At 44.0% G+C, this 15,028-nt stretch carries 14 protein-coding genes; 7 read left to right on the top strand and 7 right to left on the bottom strand.

Features of this window, described 5'->3' with window-relative positions; all coding sequences use genetic code 11:
* The first annotated feature begins 354 nt into the window (after nt 1–354).
* Nucleotides 355–642 carry a BrnT family toxin gene (locus tag AKL11_RS03235; protein WP_067515375.1) on the top strand — a complete coding sequence of 96 codons (288 nt, stop codon included), beginning with the start codon at nt 355–357 and terminating at the stop codon, nt 640–642.
* Nucleotides 639–863 (top strand): CopG family antitoxin, encoded by a 225-nt coding sequence (locus AKL11_RS03230; RefSeq protein ID WP_067515152.1) that lies wholly within the window; start codon nt 639–641, stop codon nt 861–863. Before AKL11_RS03235 ends, AKL11_RS03230 begins: the two co-directional genes overlap by 4 nt.
* Nucleotides 864–961: 98 nt before the next feature.
* On the opposite strand, the gene AKL11_RS03225 is transcribed toward AKL11_RS03230, so the two are convergent.
* A complete protein-coding gene (locus tag AKL11_RS03225; protein ID WP_067515151.1) occupies nt 962–1,426 on the bottom strand; it encodes a hypothetical protein in 465 nt (154 codons plus the stop codon).
* Nucleotides 1,427–1,661: 235 nt separating this feature from the next.
* Here AKL11_RS03225 and AKL11_RS26400 point away from each other — a divergent pair, with 235 nt between their 5' ends.
* A complete protein-coding gene (locus AKL11_RS26400; protein WP_095210125.1) occupies nt 1,662–2,093 on the top strand; it encodes a pilin in 432 nt (143 codons plus the stop codon).
* Between the two features lie 36 nt (nt 2,094–2,129).
* On the opposite strand, the gene AKL11_RS03215 is transcribed toward AKL11_RS26400, so the two are convergent.
* The 3 genes from AKL11_RS03215 to AKL11_RS03205 all read right to left on the bottom strand — a co-directional run bounded on the left by AKL11_RS03215 (nt 2,130) and on the right by AKL11_RS03205 (nt 5,767).
* Entirely contained in the window at nt 2,130–3,821 is a 1,692-nt protein-coding gene (locus AKL11_RS03215) for a DNA ligase LigA-related protein (RefSeq protein WP_157673387.1), read from the bottom strand.
* A gap of 80 nt (nt 3,822–3,901) precedes the next feature.
* Nucleotides 3,902–4,777, bottom strand: coding sequence for a carboxylating nicotinate-nucleotide diphosphorylase (gene nadC, locus AKL11_RS03210; RefSeq protein WP_095210124.1), 876 nt, complete (start codon nt 4,775–4,777; stop codon nt 3,902–3,904).
* Between the two features lie 75 nt (nt 4,778–4,852).
* A complete protein-coding gene (locus tag AKL11_RS03205) occupies nt 4,853–5,767 on the bottom strand; it encodes a 2-dehydropantoate 2-reductase (protein ID WP_067515149.1) in 915 nt (304 codons plus the stop codon).
* Between the two features lie 82 nt (nt 5,768–5,849).
* Here AKL11_RS03205 and AKL11_RS03200 point away from each other — a divergent pair, with 82 nt between their 5' ends.
* From AKL11_RS03200 to AKL11_RS03190, 3 genes are all read left to right on the top strand, one after another.
* Nucleotides 5,850–6,065 (top strand): dodecin, encoded by a 216-nt coding sequence (locus tag AKL11_RS03200; RefSeq protein ID WP_067515148.1) that lies wholly within the window; start codon nt 5,850–5,852, stop codon nt 6,063–6,065.
* A gap of 200 nt (nt 6,066–6,265) precedes the next feature.
* Nucleotides 6,266–6,751 (top strand): YajQ family cyclic di-GMP-binding protein, encoded by a 486-nt coding sequence (locus tag AKL11_RS03195; protein ID WP_067515147.1) that lies wholly within the window; start codon nt 6,266–6,268, stop codon nt 6,749–6,751.
* Nucleotides 6,752–6,879: 128 nt separating this feature from the next.
* Nucleotides 6,880–8,523: an AmpG family muropeptide MFS transporter gene (locus AKL11_RS03190; RefSeq protein ID WP_253705161.1), complete on the top strand. Its 1,644-nt coding sequence runs from the start codon at nt 6,880–6,882 to the stop codon at nt 8,521–8,523.
* Here the strand turns inward: AKL11_RS03190 and AKL11_RS03185 are convergent.
* The 3 genes from AKL11_RS03185 to AKL11_RS03175 form a co-directional block, all read right to left on the bottom strand.
* Nucleotides 8,520–8,738, bottom strand: coding sequence for a hypothetical protein (locus AKL11_RS03185; protein WP_067515146.1), 219 nt, complete (start codon nt 8,736–8,738; stop codon nt 8,520–8,522). The two genes, AKL11_RS03190 and AKL11_RS03185, sit on opposite strands and share 4 nt — an antisense overlap.
* Before the next feature lies 1 nt (nt 8,739).
* A complete protein-coding gene (locus tag AKL11_RS03180; protein WP_067515145.1) occupies nt 8,740–9,057 on the bottom strand; it encodes an MGMT family protein in 318 nt (105 codons plus the stop codon).
* 165 nt (nt 9,058–9,222) lie between these two features.
* Nucleotides 9,223–14,331, bottom strand: coding sequence for a DUF4116 domain-containing protein (locus tag AKL11_RS03175; RefSeq protein ID WP_067515144.1), 5,109 nt, complete (start codon nt 14,329–14,331; stop codon nt 9,223–9,225).
* Between the two features lie 283 nt (nt 14,332–14,614).
* Here AKL11_RS03175 and AKL11_RS03170 point away from each other — a divergent pair, with 283 nt between their 5' ends.
* On the top strand, nt 14,615–15,010 hold the full coding sequence (locus tag AKL11_RS03170; RefSeq protein WP_157673386.1) for a hypothetical protein: 396 nt from the start codon (nt 14,615–14,617) through the stop codon (nt 15,008–15,010).
* Nucleotides 15,011–15,028 lie beyond the last annotated feature (18 nt).

Genomic DNA, 15,028 nt, shown 5'->3' with positions numbered 1-15,028 from the left:
TGAGCTTATTCCTACGGTGACCGAGGTTGTCGCAAAAGCCCTGGTTCCCATGCTTTTATGCCCTTTGGGTATTGCGTGGGAATGCATACCTCTTAATTTATCTCGTTCCCATTCTTTGAGATTGACCTCGTTCCCACGCTCCGGCGTGGGAATGCCTACCCCAACCCGCAGCAAAACCGCCTCCACAGAAAAGCACCAACCCCCCCCCCCCCAGTCCAAGAAGTTCAAAGCAAACTGAAACGCTGTACGATTCCACACATTGGAGTAAACGCATGGTTCTCGTATGCATTCCCACGCTGGAGCATGGGAACGAGGTATCTTGACCAAAACATATTCAGTACATACAATGTATTTATGGTTAAATTTGAATGGGATAAGTCTAAAGACTTATCCAATCTAAAAAAGCATGGTATCTCTTTTGAGGAGGCAAAGAGCGTATTTTATGATGAATATGCCATCCAATATTTTGATGAAGAAAATTCAGGCTTTGAAGATAGATTTTTAATGGTTGGTCTTAGTCATGAATCAAGAGTTCTTCTTGTTTGTCATTGTGAGAGAGATTCTGGTCAATCAATTCGCATTATCTCAGCACGTAAAGCTACGAATAATGAGCGCAAATACTATGAAGGGGGGTTGTCATGAAAGATGAATATGATCTGTCCAAAATGAAGTCCCGCAAGAACCCATATGCTTCAAAACTGAAAAAACCAGTCACCATGAGGCTTGGTGAAGATGTTATAGATTATTTTAAAAAGATGGCAGAAGAAACAGGCGTGCCCTATCAAAGCCTCATCAATCTTTACCTTAAAGACTGTGTGACGCAACATCGGAAAATTGATATCTCGTGGCAAGCCAGGACATAAAAAATCCAGCGTATTGCCTTCGGCAGCCGCTAAACTTGGTGGTATGGCAACCGCGTTTCTGGGAACACTGCATTCATAAACAAAAAGCTTTCAGCACATCAATTAACCATCACCTCCCGCGCCAAAATCCGTGAAGCGTCAAACCCATTAAACAGAAACGACTCTTCACTGCTCCCTTTCTCATACTGCACTTCATACATCAAAAAGAACGCACGCCCATTCTGGCTATTGAGCCAGTCTTTATAGTTGCTATGCCACCCGATATAACGGTGGCTTAGATAAGCCCCCAGCCTCTCATCCAGCAGAGGTTTATAGATGTCCTTTTTTATACCTGACGCCGTAATCCAGTGGTCTGCCGTGGATATAATCAATGAACCCTCATCGACAGAAGATTCCGCTTCATTGATCGCTGAGAAATAACGCTCCACCTGTTGCTGATACAGGTATTGCATACTGGCAAAGGTAACCACCACCGCGGATAGTAAGACAATCAGCAATAGCCCGCCTCGTAAAACCCAGGATTGATAACGATCCCTCACCAACACTCTATTTTCAAAGTTCATCTTCCCACCCTGAGCACCGAACCGACATTAATCTGTCTATCGGTCAATCAGCAGAAAATAAGAGGACAAAAGAGTGCTTTTATTGACGGGCGGAACAATGGGTCGACGGGTTTCTTTGTGAATTGAAGCGGAACGGATATGCCTTTCCTAGGCTTATTAAAGGGCTGCAGGCCAATGCCGACAAGGCTGCAATGGATGGCAGTACCGCGAATAACCCAACGTTGAGGAAAAGGCTATGAAAACATGGATGTCTAAGCAAAAGCAGTCAGGTTTTACCCTGATTGAATTGATGATCGTCGTGGCGATTATCGGTATTCTGGCAGCGGTTGCGATTCCGCAGTATCAGAACTATACCCGTAACGCCGAAGCAACAGCGGCTATTTCTGAATCAAAGCCGTATCAGACTGCAGTGAGTATTTGCCTTCAAAGCAATGCCATTGCTGACTGTGATGCAGGTTCAAACGGTATTCCTGGTACCAGCACAAAAATCACAGGCGTAACCGATGGCGTAATAACCATCACGCCTGGTGGACTGTTTGTTGCTCAAACCATTACCCTGACCCCAGTACTGACTGTTGGTACCGGTAACTGGACATGGACCAAGGGCTGCACTGGTACATCTAATGGTGATTTGTGTAACACAGATGCTTACGCCAAAATCCCATAATCAATCATAAATTATGTGATAGCGCATTCTCATGCATTAATGCCTTTCGTGGCTTGCATGGGAATGCAAACTTCTTATCAATTGTCTTACTGCTTGCTGATCCAAATAAATTCTCATCATTTCTTGTAATTTGAAGCCTTTAGTACGACATTCTTCCAGTTTATCGTCGTACAGTAACTCCCGAATATCTTGAATGCAGAGTAATAGCTTATTCAATGTACTCCCGCCAAGCCCCGGAATACCCAAGGCGCGAATTTGCTGCTTAAGGCTTTTAGGGGCAGTAAACTTCTGGATATCATCTTGATGGATACCAGCTTCTAATAGTTGATGTTTTTCAAGTTGAAGTATGTCAGCCAGTGTTTTGATATGCCCTGCAGCGATTAATTCTTGAATAGCATTGCCAGTGATTGCCATGTTCAAACCTTGCGAACCTGTTAGCCATTTCATGCGCGCCAGAAACTGTTTTTCGCAGTCGGGAAAATAGCTTAGGCATGTCACAGGTGTATATTTGTCTGTGGTTGGTATGACAGGTGTTTTTCTTTCTTCGGGGCGAAACAGTGATTTTCCGAAAACAGGAATAGCGCCTCCTTTCAAATAGATGCTGATCTGGTCGCCGATGGCTATGTCCTTCATCTGTATATTTTTAACACTTCCAAGAGACAGTCGGGAAACGTTTTTGCCTTGAACCTCAACAGGTTTTAAGTGCAAAACAGGTGTAATCCTGCCTGTCCTGCCAATGTTGAATTCAATATTCTGAACCTTTGTGATCCCGACTTCAGGTGGAAACTTCCAGGCTATGGCCCAGTAGGGCGCATCACCAGCCCAGCCCGCATCTTGTCGAAATTTCAGATCATTGGCTTTGATCACGATGCCATCCATCAGGAAGTCAGGTTGCTTCTTATTATTGTAACGTTGTCGTATGGTTTCGATTTCTTCAAAAGTTGTGACCGGGAAAGTGTTCTGTTGTAGAGCACTGAATCCGAATCGGATCAGCTGTGTAATAGACTCGGATGCTGTTTCATAAGGGCTGTTTATCCAGTGCCAGGGGAAGAAGTCAGCATACTGCAACTGTTTTGAGTCAGGTGTTTTCCGGTTAACAAGACCAGCGATAAAATGTCGTGCAGAAGCTGACGACTCAAGTAGTGTATCGGGTATCTGATCTAATCGAATAAACAATTCACCATGAAGAACAATCAATGGCTGCGAAGGGAAGCGTATCTCTTTTGGGATCGCTGGTATTTTTTCAATATGCTGAAGAATATCCATACCATATTCCCCATTGCCTCGGGTCGACGCGCTGGTGAGCTTTCCATTCTTGTAAATTAATTCAACGGCAATGCCATCGATTTTTGGTTGTACCAGTAATTGCTGATTTGGCAGGCTGTCTAAAAAGTGGTGTACATCCTTTTCATCCGAAGCCTTTTTCAGGCTTCCCATTGGGCTATGGTGAAGAATCGTATATTTGTCATTGGGTTTATGAGGCTGCTTAGTTACCGGGATATCCGGAAAACAGTGTTTCCAAAATGTCAATTTCCGAGTTAGGGAATCGTATTCATCATCACTGATAACCGGGGAATTCTGGTTAAAATACAGATCATCGTGATAACGAATCTTTTGCACCAGCCTTTGCATATTGGCTGTCGCTGCCGGTTTGTTCCATTCAGGGCAGGGCTGTGCAAAGACAGTGAATGGCAGCAGAAGTAATGCAATAGTGGTTATTGTTTTCATACTTTGATTAAAACATGAAAACGAAAAAAACGTCACACCCCGTTCCCATACTTAATGAAGCATGGGAATGGAGTTAGCCATTAATCAATAATCCGCATGGATAAATCCACCGATTGGCAATCTTTGGTCAGCGTGCCAATGGAAATAAAATCCACACCGGTTTCAGCAATAGGCAGCAACGTTTGATCTGTGATGCCGCCAGACGCTTCCAGCTTTGGTGCTTTTCCAGTCAGCGTTTGATTGAGCTTCACGGTTTCATTGAGCTGTTGGAGTGGGAAATTATCCAGCATGATGATATCGGCACCGGCTTCCCGGGCGATGCGAAACTCATCCATACTTTCCACTTCAATCTCAACCGGTTTGCCGGGCGCGATGTCTCTGGCTTTAACAATCGCCTGGGCAATGCCGCCACAGGCTGCGATGTGGTTCTCTTTAATCAAGAACGCATCAAATAGACCAATGCGATGGTTAAAACAGGCGCCAGCGGCAACGGCGTATTTCTGGGCAACTCGCAGCCCGGGCAGGGTTTTTCGGGTATCGAGCAGTTTAACTTGGGTGTTCTTCACCAGATCGGCATAGTGCCGGCAACGGGTGGCGGTGCCAGAGAGCGTCTGGAGAAAGTTCATGGCATTGCGTTCGCCGGTTAACAGGCTGCGGGCTTTGCCTTTCAGGGTGAGCAAGGTTTGATTGGGCTCAACCTGTTCGCCTTCTTCTACCTGCCATTCCAGCTGAACATCAGGGTCAACCTGACGGAATACTTCGTCTACCCAGGGGCGACCACAAATGATCGCACGATCACGGCAGATGATTCGGGCTTCGGCCATTTGGGATTCCGGAATCAGTGAGGCGGTGATATCCCCTGAACCAATGTCTTCAGCAAGGGTCTGTCGGACATTGCTGTCGATAGCGTCCGGAAGAAGCGTGAGCAATGTGTCGGGCAAGGAAAAAGAAGTCATGGTACTGCCGGCTTTTATTCAAATTTCGGGGGATTATAAAGAGAATGCAGAGATTCTTGTAGATCGAAGAGTCTGCTATTCAATGTTTTTCTCTCGCAGCTGTTGTAGCAGCGATTGGTGAGCAGGTAACGGCAGGTTCAATGCGCTGGCTCTGTTGATAAGGAAGCCGTTGATAAATGGCAGCTCGGTTTTTCTTCCCAGTCGGGCATCCTGACAGGTTGAGGAGATATTGTTAGCGGTTGCATGGCAAACGTTGAAGACCTGTTCTTTGAGGTGTGGGTTCTCCATTCCTGATTGTTGCAGAATCAGCGCGGTTTCCTCTATCAGGTGTTCAAGCTGCTGTTGACGTTCTGCGCCATCCAGCAATTCACCATTGCGACAGTTGAATAATGCCGTTAAACCATTGATGCAACAATTGATAGCAAGCTTCTGCCAGAGTTTTTCCTCTATGTGCTCACAGGTTTCTACAGCAAGAGGAAAATTGTTCAGCAGTTCATCAAAAGTACCTGGAGGTGACGTTGTCATTGGGCCAATCCAGTTACGTCCTTTGCCGGCGTGAACAACATGAAAAGGCGCTTCTAAATAAGCGCCATCGGTGCTGCTACCCGCCCAGATAGTGTGGTCAGGAAAAGTCTCGGCAATGGCCTGTTGGCTGCCCATGCCATTTTGCAGCAGAAGAATGTTGCACGTATTCGCTAAATGCGGTCGGAGAGATTCTAAAGCAGGTAAAGCGTCCTGTGCTTTTGTGCAAACAATCAATCGGGAAATCGGGTGATTAAGGTGTGCTGGCGTTGTCGTATGAATTTGAAAATGATGTATCTCACCCTCAGCCGAAAGTGTTAACGCTTGCTGATGTTGTTTACTCTTCAGCCGATGCTCTCTGAGAATCAGAGTAACGGGCAGCCCTTTACGGCAGAGTGATGCTGCCCATAAGCAGCCAATGCTGCCGGCGCCGAGAATGTACCATTTTTCTTGGGGCAAAGCGTTCATAATCAACAGAATAAAACGGCGAAGTTTATCATTTGCTGCCTATACTCAGATAGCTTTTCCATAAACGATAAGGAGAGATACTATGGGTCACACTTATAAACTCACCGAACTGGTCGGCAGTTCCACCGTAAGCAGTGACGATGCTATTCAGAATGCAATTGCTGCCGCAGGCATGAGTGTTGATCATATGGGCTGGTTTGAAGTGGTGGAAACCCGTGGTCATATCGACGACGGAAAGATTGCACATTGGCAGGTGACAGTGAAGATTGGCTTTCGGTTAAAAGGTCGTGATCAATAATGTTGCCTAAGGCAGCATTTTCCCGGATATACCCGTCGCCTTTCAAGTTGCTACTTTGTTGGCTGCACTCGCTCACCCCGATCACCTACTTTTTGTAGGCTCACGGTTCTTCATTCACTTGCCGCCGCGTAGCAACTTGAAATCCTTTGGGTATACAATAGAGGGCAATTATTTATAAACCCTCAGGAGAGTTTTGCACTATGCCTTCATTTGACATCGTCTCTGAAGTGGATATGCATGAATTGACCAACGCGGTTGATCAGGCCAATCGTGAATTAACCACTCGCTTTGATTTTCGTGGTGTGGATGCCAGCTACGAAAAAAGCGGTGAAAAGACCATCGTTATGACCACCGATGCAGACTTCCAGCTGGCTCAGATGGTGGAAATGCTGAAAACCAAAATGGTGAAACGAGGCATTGATGTTAAATGTCTTGAAGTGAAGGATCACTACGGCTCTGGTAAACAGATCAAGCAGGACGTTGAAGTGCGTCAGGGGCTGGAAAAAGATCTGGCCAAGAAAATTGTCAAACTGATTAAAGATGAAAAGCTGAAAGTTCAGGCCGCCATTCAGGGTGAGCAGGTGCGGGTAACCGGTAAGAAACGGGATGATCTGCAAACCGTCATTGCTTTCCTGCGGGAACAGGAACTGGATATGGCATTGCAGTTTAACAACTTCAGAGATTAACTCTCTTCTCGTTCCCACGGTACTGAAGTTGTCGCAAAACTCCAGAAGCCTCGTTCCCATGCTCCGCGTGGGAATGCATACAGATGTTTCTGATATGACGTAACTCCTTGCTAGTATGGGGTGCGGGTATGCATTCCCACGCTGGAGCATGGGAACGAGGGATTTATCACTATGAAACCTACGCAATAAATCAAAAAGCTTTCGGAGAAAAAGGAATGGGGCTGTCAGCCAATACATCGAAGAGCTGGGGCGACGCCTGTCGAAGCTTTTTAAACCCGAAAGTCGCTGCCTTGTTGTTTCTCGGCTTTTCTGCCGGTCTTCCTATTCTATTGATTTTCAGCAGCCTTTCTCTCTGGCTTCGCGAAGCGGGAGTGGAGCGCAGTGCTGTGACCTTTTTCAGCTGGGCGGCGCTTGGCTATTCGTTCAAATTTGTCTGGGCGCCGTTGGTTGATCGCATTCCACTCCCGGTTTTAAACCATTGGTTAGGTCGTCGTCGTTCATGGTTACTCGTATCTCAGCTGGCCATCGTTGGAGCCTTGCTGTTTATGGCAGCTAATAACCCGGTGGATGGCCTTTTCTGGGTGGCAGCCGGTGCTGTGATGTTGGGGTTTTCTTCAGCAACACAGGATATTGTGATTGATGCCTACCGGATTGAAGCGGCGGATGACGAGCTTCAGGCAATGATGTCATCTGCCTATATTGCCGGATACCGCATTGGCATGATTGTGGCGGGTGCCGGTGCTTTGGCATTGGCGAGTTGGTTTACCGTCACAGATGGTATTTACGACTACCAGGCCTGGGCATGGGCTTATCGTTGTATGGCAGGCTTTATGTTGATTGGCCTTATTACGACCTTAGTGATTGATGAGCCAGTCAACAATGAGCGCGCTGCTGAGTCCCATCGCAGTGTGGTGGATTATTTGCGCTTCCTCTTGTTGTTTATCATCTCTGCGGCTGCCTTTGTCACTGCGTTCACTCAGCTTGCAAGCCCTCTGATCAGCTTGAGAGAAGTATTCATTGAGCAGGATATCGCCTCGTCGCTGGCGGGATTTACGACGGGTTCATTGCGATTATTATCCAGCGTTTTTATGGCCGGGCTGATGGCCTGGTTTCTCACCAGAATGCAATTAGCGCCAAGAGCCATGGTGCGGGAAACCTATATAGCCCCTTTTGCTGACTTCTTTGAACGTTATGGCAAGGTCGCATTCTATATACTGCTGTTGGTGGGCACTTACCGGATTGCCGATGTGGTGATGGGTACCATCGCCAATGTTTTCTACGACGATATGGGCTATACAAAAGCGCAGATTGCCACCATCASCAAAACCTTCGGTCTGGTTATGACCATTGCTGGCGGTTTCCTTGGCGGCGTGATGGCGGTTCGCTACGGTGTGCTGAGAATTCTTTGGGTCAGTGCGCTGCTGGCGGCGTTATCAAACCTGCTGTTTGCTGTGTTAGCCAACCTTGAGCCATCAAGCCTTTCTCTCAGCCTTGTGATTGCTGCAGATAATCTCAGTGGTGGCATGTCTGGAGCCGCGTTTATTGCGTTTCTCTCGGGCCTTACCAGCCGGGCATTCACCGCCATGCAGTACGCCATTTTCAGCTCACTGATGACGCTGATGCCAAAACTATTGGCAGGTTATTCCGGCACCTTTGTCGATGCGGTGGATTATCCGATGTTYTTTATCGGTTCAGCGATGCTTGGTTTGCCTGTTCTCTGGCTGGTGTCGTACGTAGGGCGGCTGATGGAATCAGTGGAASCCAAGAATTAATGRGTTCCACTGGCAGGTTTTTCTGAGGCATTCATCACTTCAGTGATTAGTTTCTGTTGCCAATATTTACGACTGTCGTCGTCGGGAAGTTTGTTCAACGTATCCCTGAAAATCATAATCATGGCCTGAAGGATACTTTCTTCGGAGTAATTCAGGTTTTCAAGTTGGCGGATTATCTCAACTGCCAGAGCAATGTCTTCCGGAGCGCCTTCCATGTTAACCCTCTCCATGCCATCGATAGGCTTTCAGGTTAACCCTTCCGGATAAAAACGTCACACCTTCCTTTTCCAGTCGGTTTTTCTGTTCGTTATAGCGGCTGCTACCCTCTGGAAAAGAAATCTCGCCTTTGCCATTGATGACTCGGTGCCATGGCAGGTCACTGCCAGCAGGCAACTGCATCAGAATATTGCCCACAACCCGGGCATAACCCCGTGCMCCTGCCATATCAGCAAGCTGGCCATAGGTCACGACATGACCTTCCGGTATACGGCTTAACAAGTACCAGATTTCGGTGGGGGTAAAAGGTGYAGCCAATGCAGACTCTCCAGACAGTTACAACTATATTATCTGGAGACTAACGTAGAGTTCACAATTTTTCATCAGCGTTATGGCTGAAAGAATAATTTTGGCATTTAGGGAGCATTACTAACTGGTTGGATGGCCAGTTAGTAACGCTCCCTAGACTCTGAGACGAGGAATCTATACTTTAAAGCTCGGGAAATTTTCTCTGACTTGATTCAGAAAATCCTCTGACGCTTTAACCTCTTGAGATGCAACATGAAAAGCATTCTGGTTGATCTGCATCATCATCGCAATGGAGGCTGGATTATTTCTAAGACGCTCTCCCGCAACTTCATATGCATCAGGGTTGATCTGCATCATCGTAAGCATGAATGATTCGTTATTGCGTAACTTTTTACCAGCTACCTTATAATTTTCTGGGTCTGATTCCATTAAAGATAGAACAAAGGCTTTGTTATCTCGTAAATCACTACTTGCCATTTTGTAAGCTTTAGGGTGCAGAGGTATCATAAAGCGTACAAAATCTTGATTTTCACATAATTTGTAATTTGCTTCTTCATATGATTCAGGGTGCTTAGATATCATAAAACGCATAAAGTCTTCATTTTTGCAGAGATTGTAACCCGCACTTTTGTAGGCTTTATGGTGTTTAGATATCATAAAGCGCATAAAATCTTCATTATCGCGTAAATTATCCCCTGCAATTTTGTAGGCTTCGGGCTCTGTCTCAATTATTGAGCGCATGAAAGTTTCATTGTTACGTAGCATGGATCCTGCAATTTTGTAGGCTTCTGGGTACTGTGACATAATAGAACGTACAAATGCTTCATCGTTTCTTAATGGTGAGTTCGCCAAACTGTATGCACGAGTTAATAATGGATAGGTGGCAGGATATTCTGTTACGACTGAGCGTAAGAATGATTCGTTTTTGAGAAAATTATTCCCAGTAATGTTGTAGGCTTCGGGTGTTGTCTTTATTACTGTACGAACAAATTCTTCATTATTTCTTAATTCCTCTCCACATATCCTACAAGCATCTTTATTTATATGTATTATCTCAAGCATGATGTTTTTATCATTGCGCAATTGAGGTCCTAATATGGTGAAAAGTTTGGGATATCTTTTTATAATAGGTAGAATAAGTTCAGGATTATTTGTTAACTCTTCACCAATGTAATCTGAGTTAGTTGTATCATGCTCAAGTGCCAGATTTATGATTTCAGGGTTGTTTTTGCAATTCTTTCCAGCGTATTGTAATAATCCATCATCCTTACGGGACCCTTTTAGTGCCGCTTTAATAAAATCTTCATCATCTTTTAATTCATCACTGATATATTGAATATTTCCAGAGTAATTTTTTATCGCTAGTAAAGCTATTTCTTTGTCACCCCTTAATTCTTGGTTGGCATGCTTAAAACCGTTATCATGGTTTTTGTGTTGAATTGATTTTATTACAATGTCTTTATTTGACTTTAATTTATCGCTTGCGTACTGAAGTTGCGATCCAGATTTTGTTATAGCAATTCCTGCAATTTCTTCATCATCTTTGAATTTTTTTGGAGCATTTCTGAAGTCTGTACAGCGTGAATAAACCGCTCTTTTAACTAATTCTTTTGAGTTTTTTATTGTATTGTCTGCAAATTCAAGGCAGGGCATTGGTTTGTCAATGTTCTCCATGATAAGTTCTTTTAAAATTTCTTTTGGTATTAAATCGATCGTGTCTTTATTTGCAAAATAAATCTGCCAGATATCCTTTCTTATTCTACTTGCGTCTTCAAGTGGTAGATGTTCTGTATTTTTAATTATTTCGATTTTAGCTGATTCACTTTCTGATATGTCTTTTTCAGGCCAGTCATTATTAGTGGTGTTATAAAATACACGATAAAAAACTTTCATGTCTTCGGGCAGATAATTTACAAAAGGATTGTCTTCAGGTATTGCTGCTTGATTGTTATTAACAAGGAAATATAATGCTTTTTTTAGCGAAAAATCGTTATCTGGATTTTCATCGGAAGTATTAATATCTTCTATTTTTTTTGCCAATGTTTCTTTGGACCACTCAGTGAAAGGGCGTGAAAATTCATATTTTCCTAGGTTATTATGTTTAAGTCCATAGTGTAGATTTTCTAACACAGGTATAGCAGATACAATCTTTAAGAAGCCCTGAGTCATTGCTTCTTTAGATCTGAAGTTGCAGCATTCGACTTCCAGCTTTTCAGATACGGGGTTAAAAGTAATACTCATGTTGCCTGCTTCTTCATCAAGCTTCATCGCTTTGAGTAGAGAGGCCAGAAACCATAAGCGTTTACATCTGCCATCGGGGCCTGGCTCAGTACGTAAATTCTCAGCAATAGATAAACGAATTTTTCGTCCTTTAACTCCTTCTGCTTTCTCATACATACCAATAGTTGATAAATGGGCACCCTTTTGTGATGTGATGATACAAGCTGTGGGAAGTTGAGTTACTGTACTATCAATCTCTTTAAAATTACGGGCAATACTGGCTTTGCATTCATCGTTCAGGAAGCCTTCATCATCTGGATTTGAGAAACTGATCCATTTTGTCTTATTCTGTAGCTCAACGTCTCCCATGCTGGAGTTGGTGGCTATCGGTTCCAGCGCTGCAACAAATCGCTTGTGCAGAAACATAATCATTTCATGTGCAGTGTGAACTTCTTGAGGGCTGCTTGGTTGTTGTTGGTTTTGAAGCAAGCCTTTCAACTGTTTACAGTTACCCAACCACTGTTTGAAGTCGATAGGCTGGTCTGGTATTTCATGTCCATCTGTGAGGCCGGTCAGCAGTTTTTCAACCTGCTCTGTGCAGGCTGTCCGTATTGCTAGCATTGAGGCTTTCAGTGGTTCAAGTTCTTTTAGATAATGATCTAGCTCTTTATTTTTAGTGTCTCCGGCCATGTTCAAAAAGGCTTCGTAGCCTTGAATAAATTGCTCAGTTTCCTCAAGAAAATGCTCCACCTCTTCTTTCAACTGTGACAAGACCTCAGACCTGTTAGGGTTCATGCTCAATGCCTTGCTTTGTTCAGGAGCAAGTGCTGCATTAAACAAGCGTTCAGATTCAAAATAGGTAAGCAGTTTGTCGTTCTGCTGATTCAGCCAATGAAAAGCCTGATCTGGCGTTTTGAATGTGATGGACGATTTTTTATAGGCTTTTGATTGAGCTAATGCGGCAGTATAATCAGGCACCAGATTTGTTCGTTTTGATTGCCAGTCTTCTGTGTGGTTTCCTGATAACAGGTAGGCACCTTTCTTGCCATGAAACAGACCCGCAACTAACGTGACTTCAGAACCGTCTGGCTCTTTGAACTGTTCACCAGCCAACAGGCAAGGGATACCCGCCTGCCTGAGCGTAATAGCGACGTGATCGTTAGTACCACCATCTTTTAAAATGAAGCCGCCAACACATTTAAGGACATCAGGCTCAATCATCCAGTCTTCAGCATTTTCAACATGGATGATGGCGCCTTTGGGTATAGAATCAGGGTCAACCTTTTCATGCAAAGAAATAGCGGGTCCGCTTATGATTCCTTCGCTGACCAATGTGCCATCAATAAGTGCCTCTGTTGGAGCCGACGTGTCAAAACTACTACCGCCAGCAAGGCGCGTTACTGGTCGAACCTGAACAATGTGCAGCTTACCGTTCAGATCAACGGCAAACTCGACATCGACCGGGCAACACAGCATATTTTCAAGTGTTTCGATATGCTGTTTTATTTCTTGAAGTAGTGCTGGTGAGAGTTTTTCTTTCTCTTTATCAGTATTGGTGTTTATAACCGGATCTTCAGAACAGCCATGGTCTGTTTTGTTAAGTACGAAATACTGAGAGATATTACCTTCAATCCATTGATCGCTGCCTGTATTACTGCTGCGCTGAAGTTTGTATTGATGGGGCGTTACTCCGAATTTGCCATCAACCACGCCCTTTGGCTGGCCAAGAGTGTATTCCAATTGAATAGTGTCATCCTGCAGTGATGAATGGCTGATAATGACACCACCATAACTGCACTTTATGCAGGATTGAATCACCATGGCCATAGGCTGGGGAACTCCCTGCGGTGGACAGACTTCAGAACGGTAGCCAGATGCCATCACTTTAAGGCATGTTTTTACGATATCGCCTGTCAAGTGAACATGGGAATCGTATTTACCTGCCTGAGCATCGCCATAACCATCTTCTTTAATACCAGAACTTCTGACGATAAATGCTGCATCAGGCTGTGTCTGTTGTAACTGCGAAAAGAGGCCTCTGATTTCATTACTGCCCGGCATATTCGCAACATTATTATAAAATTCTTCACTGCTAATGCACTTGCCTAATTGGGTAATGAGGTTAGCGCGCTTTTTTGTATCATAAGGGGGAAGTGAGAGAATGCGCTCTTTTATTTTATTAATACTGATGGGGTGTTGATCGTTAGGTAGCAACTCGGGAAAAAAGGTGTTCATCAGATCGGTGCTGAGTGGGTGATGCTCAATATCAGAAAATAGCTGCTGATGTAATGCGTTGAACGGTGGAACAGGTAGCCCTGCATTTTGCATTTTTGTTAGAAACCAGCCTTTTCCTCCAAGGTTTTCCCTGCATGGTATTTTGCTTTCCAGTGAACTTGTCGAGCTATTTAATGGAGAGTGAGAAGCTACTTCAGGCCAGAATAATGATTTTTTTATACTTCCAAGATCAGCCTCAACTAGTGCAATTGGTTCGGCAAATTCATTACCGTTTGTATTTAGTGTGTTGGTTTTTATTGCTTCTGTAGGTTTGATAGTAGCTTGTTCTGAATGATTGTTTTTGGGATGGTTTCTGTCAGGTTTTTTTTGATGATTCTCAGATTCATCTTTATCTAAAGAATTGTTTTTATTAACTGGGAGGTTTTTTGGCTTAGGTTTTAATGGTGGTTTTTTATTTTTATCAGGAATGTTTCTGTTGGCCTTTTCTATAGATTTTTTTAACTCTGACTCTAAATTGTTTTTTTCTTCTTTACTGCAAAGTGTATAGTTCTCATTCTTGATGACAGAGATTAAACGTTTGCGAAGTTCCTTATTTGTTGAGTTTGAAAGTGCAGAGGTTAATTCATCATGTATGATGCTTTGTGCAAATTTAGATAATGCAGCATTGCCCTGATGGGATTTATCTTTTTCTGTTGAAATGTATGCCTTAGCTGTTCGACCATTATATTTTGCAATAGGTGTTCTTTTAGYATTAAAAGCGTTCTCAAGCTCTTTTAGAAAAAGCTCTGCATTCGATTGCTGAGATGACTCAATTCTGTCCTTGCTCATTATTTTTTTCCGTTGAACTTCCTGTAAAGGGCTACCATCTGGGTGATTACGGATAAACCTTCTAATATCAGTGAGTTACTATAAATAAAGTACTCAATCTATTGATAATAGTGTGTTATAGACGCTGGTGGGTGGTTAKATCAAAAAATTGACTAACTGGGTCTGAAAAAATTGAACACTTCCAATTTCGAAGGTGGGCTGACAGTTGTTTTTTATAACTAAAAGGCTACACGTCAAGAGATATTTATATCGGCTAGCTCCTGCGTCACTGCTGTTATTCCTGTTGAATAGTAACGCTGAGGCTGACATGGTCTGGATGAACAATGGTGATGTGCTCTCCGGCGAAATTACAAAGCTGGAGGCCGGAAAGCTCAGCCTGAAAACCAAGTCTGCGGCTGCCTTTGTCACTGCGTTCACTCAGCTTGCAAGCCCTCTGAACAGTTTGAGAGAAATCTTCATTGAACAGGATATCGCCTCGTCGCTGGCAGGATTTGCGACGGGCTCATTGCGATTATTATCCAGCGTATTTATGGCTGGGCTGACAGCCTGGTTTCTCACCAGAATGCAATTAGCGCCAAGAGCCATGGTGCGGGAAACTTACATAGTGCTTAGCCGGAAAGTACCTTTCGCCTTGGTATCAAAGGCTTCAAGAGCCCATATAACCATCGAAGTTTCTTAATGCTTATTCGTTATATGT

The organism is Endozoicomonas ascidiicola, assembly GCF_001646945.1.
GTDB classification, from domain to species: domain Bacteria; phylum Pseudomonadota; class Gammaproteobacteria; order Pseudomonadales; family Endozoicomonadaceae; genus Endozoicomonas; species Endozoicomonas ascidiicola.
The sequence above is the reverse complement of the archived record's forward strand: the minus strand, read 5'-3'. Positions and strand labels throughout refer to the sequence as shown.